We start from the raw sequence: 19,169 nt of genomic DNA, 5'->3' as shown, positions 1-19,169 counted from the left end.
ATGTTCACATTGAACGAGGACGAGCGGGCGATCAACGACACCGCTCGTGAATTCGCCGACGAGTTTCTGGCCCCGAACGCGATCGAATGGGACCAGAGCAAGCATTTCCCCGTGGACGTGCTGCGCAAGGCAGCGGGACTGGGAATGGGCGGCATCTACATTCGCGAGGACGTGGGCGGATCGGGTCTGACCAGAGTCGATTCGGTGCGGATCTTCGAGCAGCTGGCCACCGGTGACCCGTCCATCGCGGCATACATCTCCATTCACAACATGGTCGCCTGGATGATCGACACCTACGGAACCGACGAGCAGAGGCAGCGTTGGCTGCCGGGCCTGTGCACGATGGATCAGCTGGGCAGCTACTGCCTCACCGAGCCAGGCGCGGGATCGGATGCCGCGATGCTCGGCACCAAGGCGGTGCGCGACGGTGACGAATACGTGTTGGACGGCGTCAAGCAATTCATCTCCGGCGCAGGCACTTCCGAGGTGTACGTCGTCATGGCGCGCACCGGTGCACCGGGCCCTCGTGGCATCTCCGCGTTCATCGTGCCGAAGGACTCGGCGGGACTGTCCTTCGGAGCCAACGAGAAGAAGATGGGGTGGAACGCTCAACCCACCCGGCAGGTCGTTCTCGAAGGAGTCCGCATTCCGGCCGAGAATCTGCTCGGCAACGAGGGCGACGGGTTCCGTATCGCCATGAACGGACTCAACGGCGGACGCATCAATATCGCCGCGTGCTCGATCGGCGGAGCGCAGTCCGCCCTCGACAAGGCCGTTGCGTACCTCGCCGAGCGCAAGGCGTTCGGGGCACGGTTGCTCGATGCACAGGCGCTCCAGTTCCGACTGGCCGATTTCAAGACCGAACTCGAAGCCGCCCGCACGCTGCTGTGGCGGGCCGCGGACGCGTTGCAGAACGACGCTGCGGACAAGGTCGAGATGTGCGCGATGGCGAAGCGTTTCGGAACCGACACCGGTTTCGAGGTCGCCAACGGCGCGTTGCAGCTGCTGGGTGGGTACGGCTACCTCAGCGAGTACGGCGTCGAGAAGATCGTTCGTGACCTCCGAGTGCACCAGATTCTGGAAGGGACCAACGAGATCATGCGAGTGGTTGTGGCGCGTTCGATCGTGGGTGCCGCATGAGCGACGTCATCCTCGAGGTCTCCGGCGGAATCGGTCGGATCACCCTGAACCGCCCCAAAGCGATCAATGCGCTCGATCATGCGATGGTGCGTGAGATCGCGCCGGCGTTGGCGCAGTGGGCAACCGACGACGCTGTCGATGTCGTCCTTCTGACCGGAGCCGGTGAGCGAGGACTGTGCGCAGGCGGAGACATCGTCTCCATCTACCACGACGCCAAGGACGGTGGCAGCGGCAGCAAGGATTTCTGGCGCGAAGAGTACATCCTCAACGCCGCGATCGCTCGATTCCCCAAGCCGTTCGTCGCCATCATGGACGGCATCGTCATGGGCGGAGGCGTCGGGCTCTCGGCACATGCCAACACTCGCATCGTCACCGAGCGATCGAAGATCGCGATGCCCGAGGTCGGAATCGGTTTCGTTCCGGATGTGGGTGGTACGTACCTACTTTCGCGTGCCCCGGGCGAGATCGGCACCCACTTCGCGCTCACCACGGCGCGGATGAATGCCGGCGACGCCATCGCAGTCGGTTTCGCCGATCACTACATCCCGTCCGACAAGCTGGAAGACTTCTACTCGGCACTCGAGACGGTCAGCGTCGGAGAGGCCGTCGCGACGTTCAGCGAGCCGGCACCGGAGTCCACGATTGCCGGTCAGCAGGGATGGATCGACGAGTGCTACGCAGGCGACGACGTCCAGGGCATCGTCGACGCTCTGGCAGCCAGCACGGTGCCGGAGGCGCAGAAGTCCGCAGAGGACATCGCGTCCAAATCGCCTGTGTCGCTGGCCGTGACGCTGAGGTCGCTGCGCCGGGCGGCCACGCTGCCGACGCTGGAGTCAGTGCTCGACGAGGAGTACCGCGTGTCGGTCGCATCCCTGAGCAGTCACGACCTCGTCGAAGGAATTCGAGCACAGGTGGTCGAGAAGGACCGCAACCCGCAATGGCAACCGCGTACGTCGGCAGACGTCACGCCCGAGGACGTCGACCGGTACTTCGCACCTCTCGGGGACGCGGAACTGGGCCTGTCGAACGCACACACAGAAGGTGAGCAGTCATGAGCGAGAAGACGATCGGCTTCATCGGCCTCGGCCACATGGGTGGACCGATGGCCGCCAATCTGGCTGCGGCCGGCTACACGGTGCAGGGCTTCGATCTGGTGCCCGCCGCGCTCGAGCAGGCCACGAAGGACGGCGTCACCGTGGTCGAATCGGCCGTGGCCGCCGTCGCCGATGCCGACATCGTCATCACGATGCTGCCCAACGGCAAACTGGTACTCGGGTTGTACGCGGACCTGCTGCCTGCTGCCGCGCCGGGCACGTTGTTCATCGACTCCTCGACCATCGACGTCGCCGACGCGCACACCGCGCACAAGCTGGTGCACGAGGCGGGCCACCGCAGTCTGGACGCACCGGTCTCCGGTGGTGTCGGGGGAGCGGCGGCGGGAACGTTGACATTCATGGTGGGCGGATCCGAAGAGGATTTCGCCTCTGCTGCAGCAGTTCTCGACGTCATGGGTCGCAAGGTGGTGCACTGCGGCGCAGCGGGCAACGGCCAGGCAGCCAAGATCTGCAACAACATGATTCTCGGAGTGTCGATGATCGCCATCAGCGAGGCGTTCGTATTGGGGGAGAAACTCGGCCTGAGCAACCAGGCGTTGTTCGACGTGGCCTCGACTGCGTCCGGTCAATGCTGGGCACTGACGACCAATTGCCCGGTGCCCGGTCCCGTACCGACGAGCCCCGCCAACAACGAGTACAAGCCCGGCTTCGCCGCGGCGCTCATGGACAAGGATCTGGGCCTGGCCGCCAATGCACTGCGCGACAACGGTGTCGAGGGTGTTCTGGGCCTACGGGCGGCCGAGTTGTACGCTCGCTTCAAGGAAACAACCGGGGGCGGCACCGATGTCGACTTCTCCGGCATCATCAACGACATCCGCGAGCGCTCGAACGGAGCAGACCTGTGAGTGACTACGAGACCATTCTGCTCGAACGTCGGGGACGCGTCGGCATCATCACGCTCAACCGTCCCAAGGCGTTGAACGCGCTCAATTCCCAGTTGATGCGCGAGGTCGTCTCGGTGGTCGAGGAACTCGACGCGGACTCCGACATCGGTGCAATTCTCATCACCGGTTCCGAACGGGCCTTCGCGGCCGGGGCCGACATCAAGGAGATGCAGCCCAAGTCCTACATGAACGTGTATCTCGACGACTTCTTCGCCGCCTGGGACCGACTGGCATCGGCTCGAACGCCGTTGATCGCGGCGGTGTCCGGTTACGCACTCGGCGGTGGATGCGAACTCGCCATGCTGTGCGACGTTCTGATCGCCTCGGACACCGCGGTATTCGGGCAACCCGAGATCAAGCTGGGCGTCATTCCGGGCATCGGCGGGTCGCAGCGCCTGACGCGTGCAGTGGGCAAGGCCAAGGCCATGGAGATGTGCTTGACCGGTCGCAACATGAAGGTCGAGGAAGCCGAGCGAGCAGGGCTGGTCTCGCGCATCGTGCCGGTCGCGGATCTACTCGACGACGCCATCGCGACCGCCACCACCATCGCCGAGATGTCTCTCCCGGTCGCCATGATGGCCAAGGAAGCAGTGAACCGATCGTTCGAGTCGAGCCTTCGCGAGGGTGTTCTGTTCGAGCGCCGCGTGTTTCACTCGACCTTCGCCACCGAGGACCAGAAGGAAGGCATGTCGGCCTTCATCGAGAAGAGAACGCCGAACTTCCAGCACCGGTAGGGCCGGCGACCCTACCTGTCGGGGGACAGGAGGGCGGCCCCGCGTGCCGAGACCAACTCCGGCATCGACGGCACCAGCGTCGTCAGGCCGGTTCGCAGCTCGAGAGACCGCGCGATCGAGGTGATGTTCGCGCCGCCGCCCACCACGACGATGGACTGCGGTCTGGCACCGGACAATTCGATGGTCTGCTCCACCAACATGCCCGCGTACCGCACCGGTCCGGCGATCAGATCGTCGAAGTCGCGTCGGGTCAGCACATGCCGCGCGGCACCGGATGGATCGGTGGTGCTGACGACGGAGTCGACGCTCAGCTGCTCCTTGATGGACCGGCTGGCGTCGATTCCGATACGAACACCGTTGGACGAGAGCAGCCGCCGAACCGAGTGATCGAGATCGTCGCCGCAGAACGTGGCCGTTCGCCGCGTCATGAGCGTGCGAGTGGACGCCAGGTCGATGACGGTGACAGTGGTTCCGGTGCTTCCGATATCGCACAACACGGTGACGCCGTGATTGGGCACCAGCCCGATGAAACGCAGATAGCGCACCTGCGCAGCGGTTTCCGGAACGAGCGAGGCCGTGCGGGCCGTACCGCTGGTGGCGACCGAACCGGGATCGGTGGCAACCCGATAGGCGATGGCGGAGAACTGAACCGGGAGCGACATCGTCGCGGCGATGGAGTGGATGGCGTCGACGCCGGTGGCGATCGTGGTGGACAGCGACTGACCCGGGGCTCGGCGCACCGTCCTGGACACGATGGGTGTGCGGTGGGGGCTGTCCAGATACGTCAGAATTGCGCGTGCGCCGTGCGCACCCGCCCCGACCCCCAAAACCAGCACCCCGCCCCGCCCTTCAGCAGATCGGCTCCGACCTGTTCCTGGAGCAATTGCACCACGAACGGTACGGGTGTGCCATTGTCTTGTGACGAGTCACGATCGAACTCAGAACGATGTAGTGATCTCGTCACTGTCGAAATCGCCTGCATCCGAACGGAGTTCCGCCAAGATCCGAACGAGCGCCAGTAATTTGTCCCGTGCCAGACCGGGGCGTGCGAATACCAGTGAGTTCAACCGCTCGGTGGCCTCGACTGCCAATGTGCGTCCCTGCTCGGTGATTTCGACCAGTGTGGTGCGCCGATCGCTCGGATGTGGGATGCGTCGAACGTATCCCACGGACTCGAGACGATCGACAGCGTTGGTCACGCTCGTGGGATGCACCTGCAGACGTGCGCTCGCCTTCGCCATCGGCAGAGCCCCGTTCTTGGTGAAGGTCAACAACGTCAGCAGCTCGTAGCGCGAAAAGGTCAGTCCCGTCGGCTTCAACGCTTCCTCGACTCGGGCGAGCATGATCTGCTGCGCGCGCATCAACGAGGTCACTGCGGCCATACCGTCGGCGGCGTCGGACCATCCGTGTTTGGTCCACTGGCGGTGTGCCTCTGCAATGGGATCGAGGGGAAGCGGAGACGGTGCTGGCATACCGACCATCCTCCCACGGTGTCCGGTTGCGGCGTCTACCGAATGACGACGCGAGGTACTGCGAGCGGAACCCGATCCGTGATCGCGGCGCGGGCAAGCGAGATCTGCTCGCGGGCTTCGGCTGTGCGGGCGGTATCGGTGTCGCCGGAGGCCAACGCGCGGTCCAGCAAATCCAGTTGAGTCAGTACGGCGTCGACGTTCTCGGAATCGTGTGCCGCACGACCCACTCGCTCGGCGAGGCGAATTCCGGCCTGCACCACCATGGGGCTGCCGGTGCCGTAGATCCGCACCGCATCGAGGGCATGGTCGATCAGTGACGGAACGCCGACGCGACGGGTGATCACCCGTACGGTGCCGTCGGAGCCGCACCGAGCGCGAGAGGGCTTGGGACGCTGGACGACCGCGACGAGTCCGACCGTGAGATCGTCGATGGCGTTGCGTGCCGTATAGGGGTCGTTGACGCCTGTCGACAGGGCCCGTACTGCCATCTCGGTCATCTGTTCGACGGCGAAGGCGATGTCGTGTCGGGGTGTTCGACTGGTGCCGATGTCGAACGCCCCTCGAACTCGTTCGATCGCGTCCGCGGAGATGTCCGCCGATCGGTCGGCCAGAATGTCGGCGAGCGGTTCGCCGGCAACGACGTGTTCACCGGGTACCCGATGAATGTCGATCACGCTGTCGGTGTCGGTCGCGATGTTCAGTACGGCGCTCTCGTCGATGTCGATGATCACCCCGGACTCCTCGGCCAGCACCGTGGTGTAGACGGGCGGCTTGACTATGCCCTCCGCCGACGTCGCATCGGCGGGTTGCTCGGGCGGGTACAGCGCGTCGACGGACTCCGAGAGTTCGTCTCGGACGCGGGCGGACAGCGTCGCCACCTGGATCGACTGCGCGATGTGATGGATGAAGTAGACGAGCACACCCACGTCGACCACCGCGAGTGCGACGGCAACGTTGACGGCGATGTCCGGTACGAAGACCGATCCGTCGGATTCGATCGAGCGAATCGACCGCAGCACCATCAGCGAATACAGGAAAGTGGCGCCGAAGATGCCGAGTACCACCTGGTTGCCGCGATCGGCCATGAAATTGCGCACCAGGCGGGGGCCGTACGACGAACTGGCGGTGGCGAGGACCGAGATGGTGATGGAGAACGACGTCGCGGCCACGCCGAGCATGGACCCGCCGATGGCACCGAGGATGTCTCGGCTGCCACTGGCACCCACGTGATAGAGCAGCGAGCCCGTCAGATCCACCCGGGTATCGAGCAGATAGCGATCGAGACTCACCAAGGCCTGCGCGAGCACGAGTGCGACAACCCCGAGGACAGCGGGAATGAACCAGAACGACTCCCGCAGCTTCGCCATGTGTTCCTTCATGACGCACAGTCTTCCCGTAGGCGTCCGAATCAACCCTCGGTATCGAATCCCGTCGCTCGATTCAGACCAGCAGGGTCGGCTTTCGTGCCACGGTGACCGCCCAGTCCGCGTCGGTGCGCCACGGCCGCAGATCCCACGTCGAGAATCGGTGCTCGAGGACGAAGCCGACTGCCGCCAGATCCTCGTCGAGCATGTCCACGGTGTACTCCCGATCGGTGGCGAATCCGGTAACGAACACTCCGCCGTCGGTCAGGTGTGCCCAGATGCGTTGGAGCGCAGTGCGTTCGGTCCCGGGCTTCATGAAGACGAGTACGTTGCCCGCTGCCACGGCCGCGTCGAACGTCCGGCCCAGATCGAGCGTCGTCAGATCGGCGACATGGACGTCGAGTTCGGGGTGTGCTCGAGCGGCCTCGGCCAGAACGGGATCGAGATCCACTGCGGTCACACGGTGTCCGCGGCGGGCCAACTCGACACCGAGTCGGCCGGTCCCACATCCGGCATCGAGAATGCTCGACGCGGGCGAGACCACCGCGTCGACCATGCGGGCTTCGCCGTGCAGATCCACGCCGCGTTCGGCCAGGCGGTCGAATCGCTCGATGTAGCGCGCGGAATCGTCTGCGGAGTTCTCGGCTTGCCAGCGTGTGGTCACCCCGCCAGGGTAGGTCAGGTCAGGGAGTCGAGAGCCGACCGGGCTTCGACGACCCGGGCGCGGGCTGCCTCGAGTGCCGCCGCCGTCGACTCCGCCTTTACGACACCGGCCTCGTGTGCTTCTCGCGCAGCCTGCGCTCGGGCTCCGGCGGCCTCCAGCTCCGCCTCGATTCGCTCGACTTCTTCTGCAGCGCTGCGCAGTTCGGACGCTTTTCGTTCGGTGTCCGCTTGGGCTTCGTCGACTTCGGTTCGCGCGGTATCGAGATCGGATTCGGCCGACTCGAGTTCGGCGAGCAGTCGGTTCCGTTCGACTTCGTCGGTTTTCTGCTGTTCGTCCTCGACCTCGGGAGAAACCGGGTCGTCATCGCCGTCATCGTCATCGTCGGGAGAGTCCGGAACGATCGAGAGCAGCGCAGGCCCGAAGCCGCTGTACGTTTCGGCCACCACGGTTCTGCCCGTGCGGACGCGGTCGCGTATCTCGGCATCGGCCATCGCCGCGTTCAGGGTGTTGGAGACCTCGCGGGCAGCGTTGTCGCCGACGGTCGCCCCGAGGTCACGTCCAAGCGAAACTGCTCGATCGGTCAGGGCGCGTATCGAAGTGCTTCGGGCAGTGGACAATTCACGCAGTCGGGGGCCGTCGCCACGCTGCTGGGCTCGTTCGAGTTGCTCACCCAGATCGAACAGTTCCGCCAGAGCCGATTCGTCTCGGCGAGCCAGGGTGTTCACCAACCACGCCACGACCGTGGGCTTGCGCAGGGTGCCGATTCGGGTGGCACCGACCTTGTCGCCGGCCTTCTTGAACCGGGTTACGTATGCCGCACGATGCGAGACGAAATCAGCGGGAGGGAGTGAGTACAGGTCGTCGACGACGGTCTCGACTCGGGGGAGATTCTCGGACATCGAAGTCCACCGTCTCGTTCGAGCAGCCACCGTACGACGATGACGTGCGTGAAAGATGTGTGCCCCCGGCAGGATTCGAACCTGCGGCCTTTCGCTCCGGAGGCGAACGCTCTATCCCCTGAGCTACGGGGGCGCACCGGACTAACCGGTGTGCCTGTTGGGCTGTACGAAAGACTAGCGCATCCGCGACCCGAGCCGAAATCACCCCTCGGGCAGCGGCTGCGCACCCTTCTCGGCGAGCATCTGCTTCATCAGCGTCGACTCGCTGGTCTGGGTGGCGACCATGGAGTTCGCCAGATTGATCACCGCCGGCGACTGCGCGTGAGTCTGCGCGTACTCCATCATCGCCAGGCCGCCCTCGTGGTGGCGCAGCATGAGTTGCAGGAACATCACGTCGACGTCCGAGCCGGTGGCCTGGCGAAGCGCGGCGAGTTCAGCGGAACTGGCCATGCCGGGCATGGCCCTGGTGGGATCCGAGGATCCGGGATCCATGGACATCCCGCCCATCGAGTGAGCGTGAGAGTCGTCCTCGGCCATCCAGGTCATGTAGCCGTCGGTCGAGATCGGCGCTCGGTCCCACAGGGCCAACCAGCCCTGCATCTGTCCCACCTGGTTCTGCTGCGAGGTGAGCATGTCGAACGCCAGGCTCTTGACGGCCTGATCCGGCGCGTTGGTCAACGCCACCGCCGCCATCTCGATCGCCTGGTTGTGGTGCACGGTCATGTCCTGCGCGAAGCCGACGTCCACCGAATCCGCAGCGGGTGCGGTGTCGTCGTCCCGGAACGGACTCTGCACCAGAAAGCCCAGCGCGAAACCGATCGCCAGGACGGCGATCAGCGCCAGCGCAACCAGCGCGGTGCGCTGGCTCGGCTTGGTGGCGGACGCGGTGGCGTCCGCGCTGTCGGTTGTCGTCGGCTCGGTCATCAGTTGGTGGGGACCTGAAGATCGCTCGGCAGCTGAACTCCGCCGGTCCCGCCGGTCTCGCTTGCATCGGGGGTGATGCCGGCACCGTCCATCGGTACCGCGTCCGCGCCGGGTGCAGAGGCGTCGAACAGGGGCGGGTTGTCCGGGTCGAAGGCGTTGTCACCGGTTCCCGGCACCGATGCGCAGCTGGCCCCGACCTCGGGGTAGGCGAAACGGTTGAGGCGCAGGGCGGAGATGAACTGGCCGATGCGTTCGTCGTCCACACTGTCCAACTTGAGCTGGTGGCCCCAGGACTGCAGCGAGACCGGGGAATCGAGGCCGGGGTACGGCGACATCATCATCTGCGTTTCACCGTCGACGCGATCGGCCAGCGACTGGACCTGGTCCTCGTTCAGATCGTCGGGGTTGTAGGTGACCCAGACGGCACCGTGCTCGAGCGAGTGCACGGCATTCTCGGTACGAATGGCCTCGGGGTACACGATTCCCGTGCAGGTGGCCCACACGGCATCGTGCGGTCCACCGAACGGCGGCGACTGGTCGTAGGCGACCCGCTGCGTGCGCCCGACGTGCAGAGCCGCGGGGTACTCCTGGATCGCGACACCCTCGATGCCGGTCGACGGATCCTGATTGGCCTCGCTCGGCGCGAACTTCTGCGCCTCGGCGCGGTCCTGGTACTTCGGATACAGATTGATCCCGAGGCCCGCAACGAGACCGACGACGACAACGACACCGGCAACTGTCAGCCAGGGAATCTGCCTGCCCGTCGCGGTGGGCACGCCGCCCTTCTTCTTGCGAGCTGACTTCTTGTTGGCTGCATTGATGGCTTTGTCTGCCTTCGCAGCCGACTTGTTCTGACTGCCTTTGTCGGGACCCGTTGGCATCGCTGTAGTTGCTCTCTCAGTCGAGGAAAGGTGGTGTTCGGTTGCGCTGGTGATGCGTATCTGCTGGTGACAGCATCGTCCGATGACCATCAGCGCAGAGCGCCCTCACTGTACGTTCTCTGCCTGAGAGCGTGCTCAGAGCCTGCGCGGACCGCGCAGTCCGAGGTTGCTCGCCGGCAGACGGGCAGTGGATGCGAGGACGCCGCGCACCAGCCAATAGGATAGCTACCTGTGACTCCCGCCGATCTTGCCGAACTGCTTCACGCGACCGCCGCGAAGGTGCTTGCCGACCGCGGCCTGGATGCATCAGTCCTCCCTGCGAAGCTGACCGTCGAGCGTCCCCGAAATCCCGAGCACGGCGACTACGCGACCAACGTGGCACTCCAGGTCGCGAAGAAGGCCGGAGCCAACCCCCGCGACTTCGCCGGCTGGCTCGCGGAGGCTCTCGCCGCCGACGCAGCCATCGCCGACGCCGACGTCGCAGGCCCCGGATTCCTGAACATCAGGCTGGCCGCTGCAGCGCAGGGCGAAATCGTTGCCCGCGTGCTCGCCGAAGGCGCGGCCTTCGGCAGCGGTTCCTCGATGACGGGCAAGAAGGTCAATCTCGAGTTCGTCTCGGCCAACCCGACCGGTCCGGTGCACCTCGGCGGTACCCGGTGGGCAGCCGTCGGCGATGCGCTCGGTCGCATCCTGACCGCCCATGGTGCGGAGGTCACTCGCGAGTACTACTTCAACGATCACGGCGCACAGATCGCCCGCTTCAGCCGATCCCTGATCGCCGCGGCCAAGGGTGAACCCGCGCCGGAGAACGGCTACGCAGGCGAGTACATCGCCGAGATCGCCGAGCAGGTGCTGGTGCAGGAGCCGAAAGCGCTCGCGCTGGCCCCCGAACCTCAGGAAGAGACGTTCCGAGCCATCGGCACCCAGCTGATGTTCGATCGGATCAAGGCCAATCTGCACGAGTTCGGCGTCGACTTCGATGTCTACTTCCACGAGAATTCGCTGTTCGACTCGGGTGAGGTAGAGAAGTCGGTCGAGTACCTCAAGAGCTCGGGGAGCCTCTACGAGGAGGACGGTGCCTGGTGGCTACGGTCCACCGAGTACGGCGACGACAAGGATCGTGTCGTCATCAAGAGCGACGGCAACGCCGCCTACATCGCCGGCGACATCGCCTACTTCCAGAACAAGCGGCAGCGCGGCTTCGATCTGTGCATCTACATGCTCGGAGCGGACCACCACGGATACATCGGACGGCTCAAGGCGGCCGCAGCTGCGTTCGGAGACGACCCCGCGACCGTCGAGGTGCTGATCGGCCAGATGGTCAACCTGGTGCGCGACGGCGTGGCCGTGAAGATGAGCAAGCGTGCCGGAACCGTCATCACCCTCGACGGCCTGGTCGAAGCCATCGGCGTCGACGCCTCCCGGTACGTCATGATCCGTTCGTCCGTCGACTCCAGCATCGACATCGACCTCGCCCTGTGGGCGAGCGCAAGCAACGAGAACCCGGTGTACTACGTCCAGTACGCCCACGCCCGCCTGGCCTCACTCGCGCGCAATGCCGCCGAACTGGGAATCGTTGCTGATGAACCGGATCTGAGCCTGCTCACCCACGAGCAAGAAGGCGAGCTGATCAGGACGATCGGCGAGTACCCGCGCGTGGTGGCCAGCGCTGCCGAACTGCGCGAACCACACCGGATCGCCCGCTACCTCGAAGAGCTGGCGGGTGCCTACCACCGCTTCTACGGCGCGTGTCGAGTACTTCCACAAGGAGACGAGGAGCCCGGACCTGTGAACACCGCACGACTGGCGTTGGGTAACGCGACCCGGCAGGTCCTGGCCAACGGCCTCGAACTGCTCGGGGTCAGCGCACCGGAGCGCATGTGAGCGCACATCCGGCAGGACCCAAGCATGCCGACGCCCCCGCGAAGCAGTCGATGTCCCATCGCCCGGCCGACGCGTCGGAGATGACGACGCTGCCCGAGCAGGTGTGGCCCCGCAACGCCGAGCGTGGTGAGGACGGAACCGTCCGCCTCGCCGGAGTATCGGTCACCGATCTCGCGGAGCAGTACGGCACACCGTTGTTCGTCATCGACGAGGACGACTTCCGTTCGCGCTGCCGTGAGATGGCCGCCGCATTCGGGGCACCCGAACGAGTTCACTACGCCTCCAAGGCTTTCCTGTGCGGCGAGATCGCACGCTGGGTGGCTGACGAAGGGCTCTCACTCGACATCTGCTCCGGCGGCGAGCTGGCCATCGCGTTGGCTGCCGGATTCCCGGCCGACCGAATTGCCATGCACGGCAACAACAAATCGGTAGCCGAGCTCGAGGCGGGCGTGCGCGCAGGCGTCGAACATGTGGTGCTCGACTCCAACATCGAGATCGACCGTCTCGACGGCGTCGCCGGTGCGGCCGGTGTGGTGCAGGACGTGCTCATTCGCATCACCGTCGGTGTCGAAGCGCATACCCACGAGTTCATCGCCACCGCGCACGAGGATCAGAAGTTCGGATTCTCGCTCGCCGACGGCTCTGCGCTCGACGCCGTCCGGCGCGTGTTCGCTGCCGACAACCTTCGCCTCGTCGGACTGCACAGTCACATCGGTTCGCAGATATTCGAGGTCGACGGCTTCGAGTTGGCAGCGCACAAGGTCATCGGTCTGCTGCGAGACATCGTCTCGGAGTTCGGCGTCGACAAGACCGCGCAGATCTCGACACTGGATCTCGGTGGCGGCATGGGTATTTCGTACGTGCCGAGTGACGATCCGCCGCCGGTGGAGCAGCTCGCGGCGAAGTTGACCACCATCGTGGAGACCGAGTCCGCTGCAGTGGGTCTACCGGTCCCGACGATCGCCGTCGAGCCGGGCCGCGCCATCGCCGGACCGGGCACCGTCACGCTCTACGAGGTCGGCACGATCAAGGACGTCACCGTCGACAAGTCGACGCGTAGGCGCTACATCAGCGTCGACGGCGGCATGAGCGACAACATCCGAACCTCGCTGTACCAGGCCGAATACGACTGTCGGCTGGTCTCGCGCACGAGCGATGCCGAGGCCGTCGTGGCTCGGGTCGTCGGAAAGCATTGCGAGAGCGGCGACATCGTCATCAAGAACACATGGATGCCGGCAGACGTCGGGCCGGGTGACCTGCTCGCGGTAGCGGCCACCGGGGCCTACTGCTACTCCATGTCCAGTCGCTACAACCTGCTGACGCGGCCCGCTGTGGTTGCGGTCAAGGACGGGCACTCGCGCCTGATCCTGCGGCGGGAAACCATCGAAGATCTGCTCAGCTTGGAGGTTCAGCCATGACATCGAAGCCGATAGGCGTCGCCGTACTCGGACTCGGAAACGTCGGCAGCGAGGTCGTTCGGATCCTCACCGAGAACGCTGACGACTTCGAGGCGAGAGTCGGTGCGCCACTGGAGATTCGTGGCATCGCTGTGCGTCGGGTCGACGGCGATCGTGGAGTTCCGGCCGAGCTGCTCACCGACGATCCGGCCGAGCTCGTGGGCCGCGACGACGTCGACATCGTCGTCGAGGTTCTCGGCGGCATCGACATTCCCCGCAAGCTGGTGCTCTCTGCCCTGGAGAAGGGCAAGTCCGTCATCACGGCGAACAAGGCTCTGCTGGCCGAGTACACCGGGGAACTGGCCGACGCGGCCGAGAAGTCGCGTGCCGACCTGTATTTCGAGGCTGCCGTGGCCGGAGCCATTCCCGTGGTCCGCCCGCTGATGCAGTCTCTCGCGGGTGACCGTGTGAACAAGGTTGCCGGCATCGTCAACGGCACCACGAACTTCATCCTCTCGGCCATGGACGAGACGGGAGCGGACTACGCCGAAACCCTCGCCGAGGCAGGGCGTCTGGGCTACGCCGAGGCCGACCCGACCGCCGACGTCGAAGGCTACGACGCTGCGTCGAAGGCCGCCATCCTGGCGTCCATCGCATTCCACACGCGGGTCACTGCCGGTGACGTCTACCGCGAGGGCATCAGCAAGATCACCTCGGACGATCTCGAAACCGCGAAATCCCTGGACTGCACCATCAAGCTGCTGGCCATCTGCGAGCGGATCGTCACGCCCAAGGGCAAGGAGCGAATCTCCGCACGGGTCTACCCCGCGCTCGTTCCGCTGAACCACCCGTTGGCGTCGGTGAACGGTGCGTTCAACGCCGTGGTCGTCGAAGCAGAGGCCGCCGGCCGCCTGATGTTCTACGGCCAGGGTGCAGGCGGAGCGCCGACCGCGTCCGCAGTACTCGGCGACCTGGTGATGGCCGCTCGCAACAAGTTCTACGGCGGACGGGGCCCACTCGAATCCAAGTACGCCAAGCTCAAGGTGGCCCCCATGGGTGACATCCTCACTCGCTACTACGTCAGCATGCAGGTAGCCGACAAGCCCGGCGTTCTCGCCACCGTAGCGGCCGAGTTCTCCAAGCGTGACGTCAGCATCTCCACGGTGCGTCAGCAGGGCTCGGGTGACGGAGCCAGGCTCGTCGTCGTCACGCACCTCGCGGCCGACTCCGCACTGTCCGACACCGTTGCATCCCTCGAGCAGCTCGACGTCGTCGTTCACGTCGCCAGCGTTCTCCGATTGGAAGGCACCACCGTATGAGCGTCCACACCCCCTGGCCCGGTCTGATCGAGGCATACCGTTCGCGTCTGGCGATCGGCCCGGATTGGAAGACCGTCACGCTGCGCGAGGGCGGGACCCCGCTGTTGCCGGCCGGGCACCTGTCCGAACTGACCGGGTGCACAGTGCATCTCAAGGTCGAGGGACTCAACCCCACCGGCTCCTTCAAGGACCGCGGGATGACCATGGCCGTCACCGACGCGCTCGCCCGAGGTCAGGAGGCCGTCCTCTGCGCCTCGACCGGCAACACCTCGGCCTCCGCAGCTGCCTACGCGGCCAAGGCCGGAATGAGCTGTGCCGTCTTGGTTCCGCAGGGCAAGATCGCCATGGGCAAGCTCGCTCAGGCAGTGATGCACGGAGCCAAGATCATTCAGGTGCAGGGCAACTTCGACGATTGCCTCGAACTGGCCCGCAAGACCACGGCCGAGTTCCCGACCATCGGTCTGGTCAACTCCGTCAATCCCGTCCGCATCGAAGGCCAGAAGACCGCGGCCTTCGAGATCTGCGACGCCCTCGGCGACGCACCGGACATCCACGTACTGCCGGTCGGCAACGCAGGCAACATCACCGCGTACTGGCGCGGTTACTCGGAGTACTTCCGTGACGGTCTCACCACGCGCAAGCCGCGGATGCTCGGAGTCCAGGCCGCGGGCGCTGCTCCGCTGGTTCACGGTGCGCCGGTGAAGGATCCGGAAACCATCGCCACCGCGATCCGGATCGGCTCGCCCGCATCCTGGAACGGCGCCGTCAACGCCAAGGAAGAATCGAACGGAGCATTCCGCGCCGCGACCGACGAGGAGATCCTCGAGGCGTACCGATTGATCGCCAAGACCGAGGGCGTGTTCGTGGAGCCGGCCTCCGCCGCCAGCGTCGCCGGGCTCCTCGCAGCTCGAAAGGAAGGCTGGCTCGAACCAGGCCTGACCGTCGTGTGCACGGTCACCGGAAACGGCCTCAAGGACCCCGATACGGCGCTGTCGGGAATGCCTGTCGTAGAACCCATTTCGGTCGATCCCGTCGCTGTCGCGGCTGCGCTCGAGCTGGCCTGAGTTGACGGAATCTCCGGCCATGACGACGACACTCCCCATCGGGCTCACGGTCACCGCGCGCGTCCCGGCGTCCAGTGCCAACATCGGACCCGGATTCGACAGTCTCGGAATCGCTTTGGGGCTGTACGACGAGATCGAGGTCACGACCACCGCGTCGGGACTGCGGATTCACGTCGACGGTGAGGGTTCGGCGGACGTGCCGTGGGGACCGACGCATCTGGTCGTACGCGCCATCGAGCGGGGACTCGAAGCTGTCGGAGTGTGGGCCGACGGCCTGGATGTCCACTGCCGCAACGTGATTCCTCACTCCAGGGGACTCGGTTCCTCGGCGTCGGCTGTGGTCGGGGGCCTTGCTGCCGCCAACGCACTGGCCGCGAAAGTGGATCGGTCGCTCGCGCTGTCGGAGGGTCAGCTGGTCCAGCTGTCATCGGAATTCGAGGGTCATCCCGACAATGCGTCGGCGAGTTGCCTCGGCGGTGCGGTGGTGTCGTGGAGCGAACCGCTCAATGCCAGTGTCACGGCGCGGAAGTACGCAGCCGTGCGGCTGGAGGTGCACCCGAGCATCAAGGTCGTCGTGCTCGTACCGTCCGAACGCTCGTCGACGTCGCACACGCGGGGACTGTTGCCCGAGTTGGTGCCCCACCGTGATGCGGCGTTCAACGTCAGCCGCAGTGCACTCGCGGTCGTGGCGCTGACCGAGCGCCCGGATCTGTTGATGTCCGCGACGGAGGACCTGCTGCATCAAGGTCAGCGCGCCCAGGCGTTACCCGACACGACTCGCTGGATCACCACCTTGCGCGCGCGGTCCATCGCGGCCGTGGTGTCCGGTGCGGGACCGACGGTCATGGCGCTGTGCACCGAGGAGTTTCCGGCCGATCTGCGCGAGGCCGCATCGGCCGAGGGGTGGCGGGTGCTCGACCTGGACGTGGCCGACGGAGTCACCGTCGCGTGACAAACGCGGCAGTAGGGTTCTTGCCGAGTGGGGACAACGGCGCTATGGTGAACCCTGTCCGTACATCGTGCGCTTCAGACGCCGGTTTCGTCAGGGCATTCAGGTCGCTGTATTCGGGGGATTCAAACGTCCGAGTGATGTGACGCTCCTGACTCGATCCTTCCCGTGGTTCTCTGCGGTCCGGATCGATGGTGTCGTCGACGGGGTGCGTCGAACATGAACGGCAATATCCGAGCTCGGCAGAACGCCGAACTGCGGAACGAACCCTCGGCTGCGCATCGAGCGAGCGAGGGAAGGAAAGGACCTCCGTGACCGATACGGAACTTATCTCTGCGCCCGAAACGTCACGCCGACGTGCTGGCCTGTCCGGAATGGTTCTCACCGAGCTCCGCAGCCTCGCTGGTGAACTCGGTATCAAGAGCGTTTCCGGGATGCGCAAGGGCGATCTGATCGCTGCGATTTCCGAGCGTCAATCGGGTAGCGCACCGGCCAAGACGGACGCACCGAAATCCGACGCACCCAAGTCGCGTCGCGCCGCTGCATCCGCGCCGGTCGTCGAAGATCGGCCCGCAGCCGAGGCGGCACCGAAGCAGTCGGCTCCAGAAGCGCCGTCCTCGGACGCGCCGGCGGCGCAATCGGGCGATTCTGCCGATGCCGCGCCCGAGACGGGCCGCCGAACACGCGGACGTCGCGCCGCAGGTCGGCGAGCCGGTGCTCCCGAACAACTCCCGCTCGACGACAGCAACGATTCGGCCGGATCCGCTCCTGCGGCGACCGATTCGCCCGCAGTCGCGCCGCAGGCGGAGAAGCCGGACGAGACCGGCGACAGCGCCGCCACCGAGCGCCCACGCCGTAGTCGCGGCGACCGCAACCGCCAGGACGGGTCGGAACGCGAACCCCGTGACGCCGACGGCAACCGCGACAACGCGAACCGCGACTCCGGAAGCCGCAATCAAGGCGACCGGGACGGCTCCAACCGCGAGAACGGCAACCGTGACAACGGAAACCGCAATCAGGGTGACCGCGACAACCGCGACGGTGGCGGTCGTAACCAGAACGGACGCAATCGCAACCAGGGCGACGGTCGCAACGACAACCGCAACGAGGATCGCAACAACGGTCCGCGCGACAACCGCGACAACAACCAGGACGACGACGGCGAAGGCCGCGGACGTCGGGGACGTCGGTTCCGTGAGCGCCGTCGCGGACGCGACCGTGGCGAAGGCAACGACGGTGGCGGTGGCCGCGAGCGCGATACCGAGATTCGCGAGGACGATGTTCTTCAGCCGGTAGCCGGCATCCTCGATGTTCTCGACAACTACGCGTTCGTCCGTACTTCCGGCTACCTCGCCGGACCCAATGACGTCTACGTGTCGATGAACCTGGTTCGCAAGAACGGCCTTCGCCGCGGCGACGCGGTGACCGGTGCGGTTCGGGTGGCACGCGAAGGCGAGCAGTCCAGCCAGCGGCAGAAGTTCAACCCGCTAGTGCGTCTGGACACCGTCAACGGGGGAGAGGTCGAGGCCGCGCGCAAGCGTCCGGAGTTCGGCAAGCTCACCCCGCTCTACCCCAACCAGCGGTTGCGTCTCGAGACTCAGCAGAACATCCTGACCACGCGCATCATCGACCTGGTGATGCCGATCGGCAAGGGTCAGCGCGCACTCATCGTCAGCCCGCCCAAGGCAGGCAAGACGAGCGTCCTGCAGGCCATCGCCAACGCGATCGCCATCAACAATCCCGAGTGCTACCTCATGGTCATCCTCGTCGACGAGCGTCCCGAGGAAGTGACGGACATGCAGCGCTCCGTCAAGGGCGAGGTCATCGCGTCGACGTTCGACCGGCCGCCGGGCGACCACACCGCGGTGGCCGAGCTGGCGATCGAACGGGCCAAGCGTCTGGTCGAAGCCGGCCAGGACGTGGTGGTTCTGCTCGACTCGATCACCCGTTTGGGACGTGCGTACAACAACAGCTCGCCTGCATCGGGCCGAATCCTGTCCGGTGGTGTCGACTCGACCGCTCTGTACCCGCCGAAGCGGTTCCTCGGCGCGGCTCGCAACATCGAACACGGTGGTTCGTTGACGATCATCGCCACGGCCATGGTCGAGACCGGATCCACCGGTGACACCGTGATCTTCGAGGAGTTCAAGGGCACCGGCAACGCCGAGCTCAAGCTCGATCGCAAGATCGCCGAACGCCGCGTGTTCCCGGCAGTGGACATCAACCCGTCGAGCACCCGCCACGACGAGTTGCTCCTTGCTCCCGACGAGGCCGCCGTCGTACACAAGCTGCGGCGCGTGCTGTCCGGACTGGACTCGCATCAGGCCATCGACCTGCTGGTCGACCGTCTGAAGAAGAGCAAGAACAACCTCGAGTTCCTGATGGAAGTCTCCAAGACTGCGCCGGGCGGGACGAACGACTGACAATTGTTTCCCGGATCTTTCGTCCGGGGAACAAGCCGACAGGTGCGCGCGTTGTA

General features: G+C 65.4%; 17 protein-coding genes and 1 tRNA gene. 10 read left to right on the top strand and 8 right to left on the bottom strand.

From position 1 onward, the window contains the following. The 4 genes from R3P95_RS25395 to R3P95_RS25380 are packed head-to-tail and all read left to right on the top strand — an operon-like array spanning position 1 to position 3,873. Positions 1-1,140, top strand: coding sequence for an isobutyryl-CoA dehydrogenase (locus tag R3P95_RS25395; protein ID WP_269595634.1), 1,140 nt, complete (start codon positions 1-3; stop codon positions 1,138-1,140). Beyond that, positions 1,137-2,195, top strand: coding sequence for an enoyl-CoA hydratase/isomerase family protein (locus R3P95_RS25390; protein ID WP_317549848.1), 1,059 nt, complete (start codon positions 1,137-1,139; stop codon positions 2,193-2,195). Before R3P95_RS25395 ends, R3P95_RS25390 begins: the two co-directional genes overlap by 4 nt. Further along, positions 2,192-3,100, top strand: coding sequence for a 3-hydroxyisobutyrate dehydrogenase (gene mmsB / locus R3P95_RS25385; protein ID WP_317534202.1), 909 nt, complete (start codon positions 2,192-2,194; stop codon positions 3,098-3,100). The genes R3P95_RS25390 and mmsB overlap by 4 nt, the downstream gene beginning before the upstream one ends. Continuing rightward, a complete protein-coding gene (locus R3P95_RS25380) occupies positions 3,097-3,873 on the top strand; it encodes an enoyl-CoA hydratase (protein WP_317549847.1) in 777 nt (258 codons plus the stop codon). The genes mmsB and R3P95_RS25380 overlap by 4 nt, the downstream gene beginning before the upstream one ends. A gap of 11 nt (positions 3,874-3,884) precedes the next feature. On the opposite strand, the gene R3P95_RS25375 is transcribed toward R3P95_RS25380, so the two are convergent. The 8 genes from R3P95_RS25375 to R3P95_RS25340 form a co-directional block, all read right to left on the bottom strand. Then, complete coding sequence (locus R3P95_RS25375; protein ID WP_068048313.1) at positions 3,885-4,709, bottom strand: Hsp70 family protein; 825 nt, start codon at positions 4,707-4,709, stop codon at positions 3,885-3,887. 102 nt (positions 4,710-4,811) lie between these two features. Then, positions 4,812-5,345 carry a MarR family winged helix-turn-helix transcriptional regulator gene (locus tag R3P95_RS25370; protein WP_269595637.1) on the bottom strand — a complete coding sequence of 178 codons (534 nt, stop codon included), beginning with the start codon at positions 5,343-5,345 and terminating at the stop codon, positions 4,812-4,814. Positions 5,346-5,380: 35 nt separating this feature from the next. Continuing rightward, positions 5,381-6,724 (bottom strand): DUF2254 domain-containing protein, encoded by a 1,344-nt coding sequence (locus R3P95_RS25365; RefSeq protein ID WP_317549846.1) that lies wholly within the window; start codon positions 6,722-6,724, stop codon positions 5,381-5,383. A gap of 61 nt (positions 6,725-6,785) precedes the next feature. Then, entirely contained in the window at positions 6,786-7,373 is a 588-nt protein-coding gene (locus R3P95_RS25360) for a class I SAM-dependent DNA methyltransferase (protein ID WP_317549845.1), read from the bottom strand. Between the two features lie 14 nt (positions 7,374-7,387). Further along, complete coding sequence (locus tag R3P95_RS25355; RefSeq protein ID WP_317549844.1) at positions 7,388-8,272, bottom strand: hypothetical protein; 885 nt, start codon at positions 8,270-8,272, stop codon at positions 7,388-7,390. A gap of 60 nt (positions 8,273-8,332) precedes the next feature. Beyond that, positions 8,333-8,405 (bottom strand) — tRNA-Arg (locus tag R3P95_RS25350). A gap of 68 nt (positions 8,406-8,473) precedes the next feature. Continuing rightward, positions 8,474-9,196, bottom strand: a complete 723-nt coding sequence (locus R3P95_RS25345) for a DUF305 domain-containing protein (RefSeq protein ID WP_269595641.1) — start codon at positions 9,194-9,196, stop codon at positions 8,474-8,476. Next, entirely contained in the window at positions 9,196-10,077 is an 882-nt protein-coding gene (locus R3P95_RS25340; RefSeq protein ID WP_068048298.1) for a DUF3105 domain-containing protein, read from the bottom strand. Before R3P95_RS25340 ends, R3P95_RS25345 begins: the two co-directional genes overlap by 1 nt. Positions 10,078-10,308: 231 nt before the next feature. Between R3P95_RS25340 and argS the strand changes: the two genes are divergently transcribed. The 6 genes from argS (at position 10,309) to rho (ending at position 19,113) form a co-directional block, all read left to right on the top strand. Further along, positions 10,309-11,961 (top strand): arginine--tRNA ligase, encoded by a 1,653-nt coding sequence (argS, locus tag R3P95_RS25335; protein WP_317549843.1) that lies wholly within the window; start codon positions 10,309-10,311, stop codon positions 11,959-11,961. Beyond that, positions 11,958-13,379, top strand: a complete 1,422-nt coding sequence (lysA, locus tag R3P95_RS25330; RefSeq protein WP_269595643.1) for a diaminopimelate decarboxylase — start codon at positions 11,958-11,960, stop codon at positions 13,377-13,379. Before argS ends, lysA begins: the two co-directional genes overlap by 4 nt. Beyond that, positions 13,376-14,677: a homoserine dehydrogenase gene (locus R3P95_RS25325; protein WP_094669089.1), complete on the top strand. Its 1,302-nt coding sequence runs from the start codon at positions 13,376-13,378 to the stop codon at positions 14,675-14,677. Before lysA ends, R3P95_RS25325 begins: the two co-directional genes overlap by 4 nt. Continuing rightward, positions 14,674-15,741 (top strand): threonine synthase, encoded by a 1,068-nt coding sequence (gene thrC / locus R3P95_RS25320; protein WP_317534207.1) that lies wholly within the window; start codon positions 14,674-14,676, stop codon positions 15,739-15,741. The genes R3P95_RS25325 and thrC overlap by 4 nt, the downstream gene beginning before the upstream one ends. 19 nt (positions 15,742-15,760) lie before the next feature. Then, the gene (gene thrB / locus R3P95_RS25315; RefSeq protein ID WP_317549842.1) at positions 15,761-16,693 is read left to right on the top strand and encodes a homoserine kinase; all 933 of its coding nucleotides are present in this window, start codon (positions 15,761-15,763) and stop codon (positions 16,691-16,693) included. Positions 16,694-16,881: 188 nt separating this feature from the next. Then, positions 16,882-19,113, top strand: a complete 2,232-nt coding sequence (rho, locus tag R3P95_RS25310; protein WP_394855473.1) for a transcription termination factor Rho — start codon at positions 16,882-16,884, stop codon at positions 19,111-19,113. The last annotated feature ends 56 nt before the right edge of the window (positions 19,114-19,169 follow it).

The organism is Rhodococcus cercidiphylli, from assembly GCF_033042225.1.
In the GTDB taxonomy this organism is placed as follows: domain Bacteria; phylum Actinomycetota; class Actinomycetes; order Mycobacteriales; family Mycobacteriaceae; genus Rhodococcoides.
This window is presented reverse-complemented; position numbering and strand designations above follow the sequence as displayed.

Coding starts and splice junctions, on each gene's coding strand:
- R3P95_RS25355 (WP_317549844.1), bottom strand. CDS start 8,272: ATGTCCGAGAATCTCCCCCGAGTCGAGACCGTCGTCGACGACCTGTAC.
- R3P95_RS25365 (WP_317549846.1), bottom strand. CDS start 6,724: ATGAAGGAACACATGGCGAAGCTGCGGGAGTCGTTCTGGTTCATTCCC.
- R3P95_RS25340 (WP_068048298.1), bottom strand. CDS start 10,077: ATGCCAACGGGTCCCGACAAAGGCAGTCAGAACAAGTCGGCTGCGAAG.
- R3P95_RS25390 (WP_317549848.1), top strand. CDS start 1,137: ATGAGCGACGTCATCCTCGAGGTCTCCGGCGGAATCGGTCGGATCACC.
- mmsB (WP_317534202.1), top strand. CDS start 2,192: ATGAGCGAGAAGACGATCGGCTTCATCGGCCTCGGCCACATGGGTGGA.
- R3P95_RS25345 (WP_269595641.1), bottom strand. CDS start 9,196: ATGACCGAGCCGACGACAACCGACAGCGCGGACGCCACCGCGTCCGCC.
- rho (WP_394855473.1), top strand. CDS start 16,882: ATGGTGTCGTCGACGGGGTGCGTCGAACATGAACGGCAATATCCGAGC.
- thrC (WP_317534207.1), top strand. CDS start 14,674: ATGAGCGTCCACACCCCCTGGCCCGGTCTGATCGAGGCATACCGTTCG.
- R3P95_RS25395 (WP_269595634.1), top strand. CDS start 1: ATGTTCACATTGAACGAGGACGAGCGGGCGATCAACGACACCGCTCGT.
- R3P95_RS25325 (WP_094669089.1), top strand. CDS start 13,376: ATGACATCGAAGCCGATAGGCGTCGCCGTACTCGGACTCGGAAACGTC.
- R3P95_RS25370 (WP_269595637.1), bottom strand. CDS start 5,345: ATGCCAGCACCGTCTCCGCTTCCCCTCGATCCCATTGCAGAGGCACAC.
- thrB (WP_317549842.1), top strand. CDS start 15,761: ATGACGACGACACTCCCCATCGGGCTCACGGTCACCGCGCGCGTCCCG.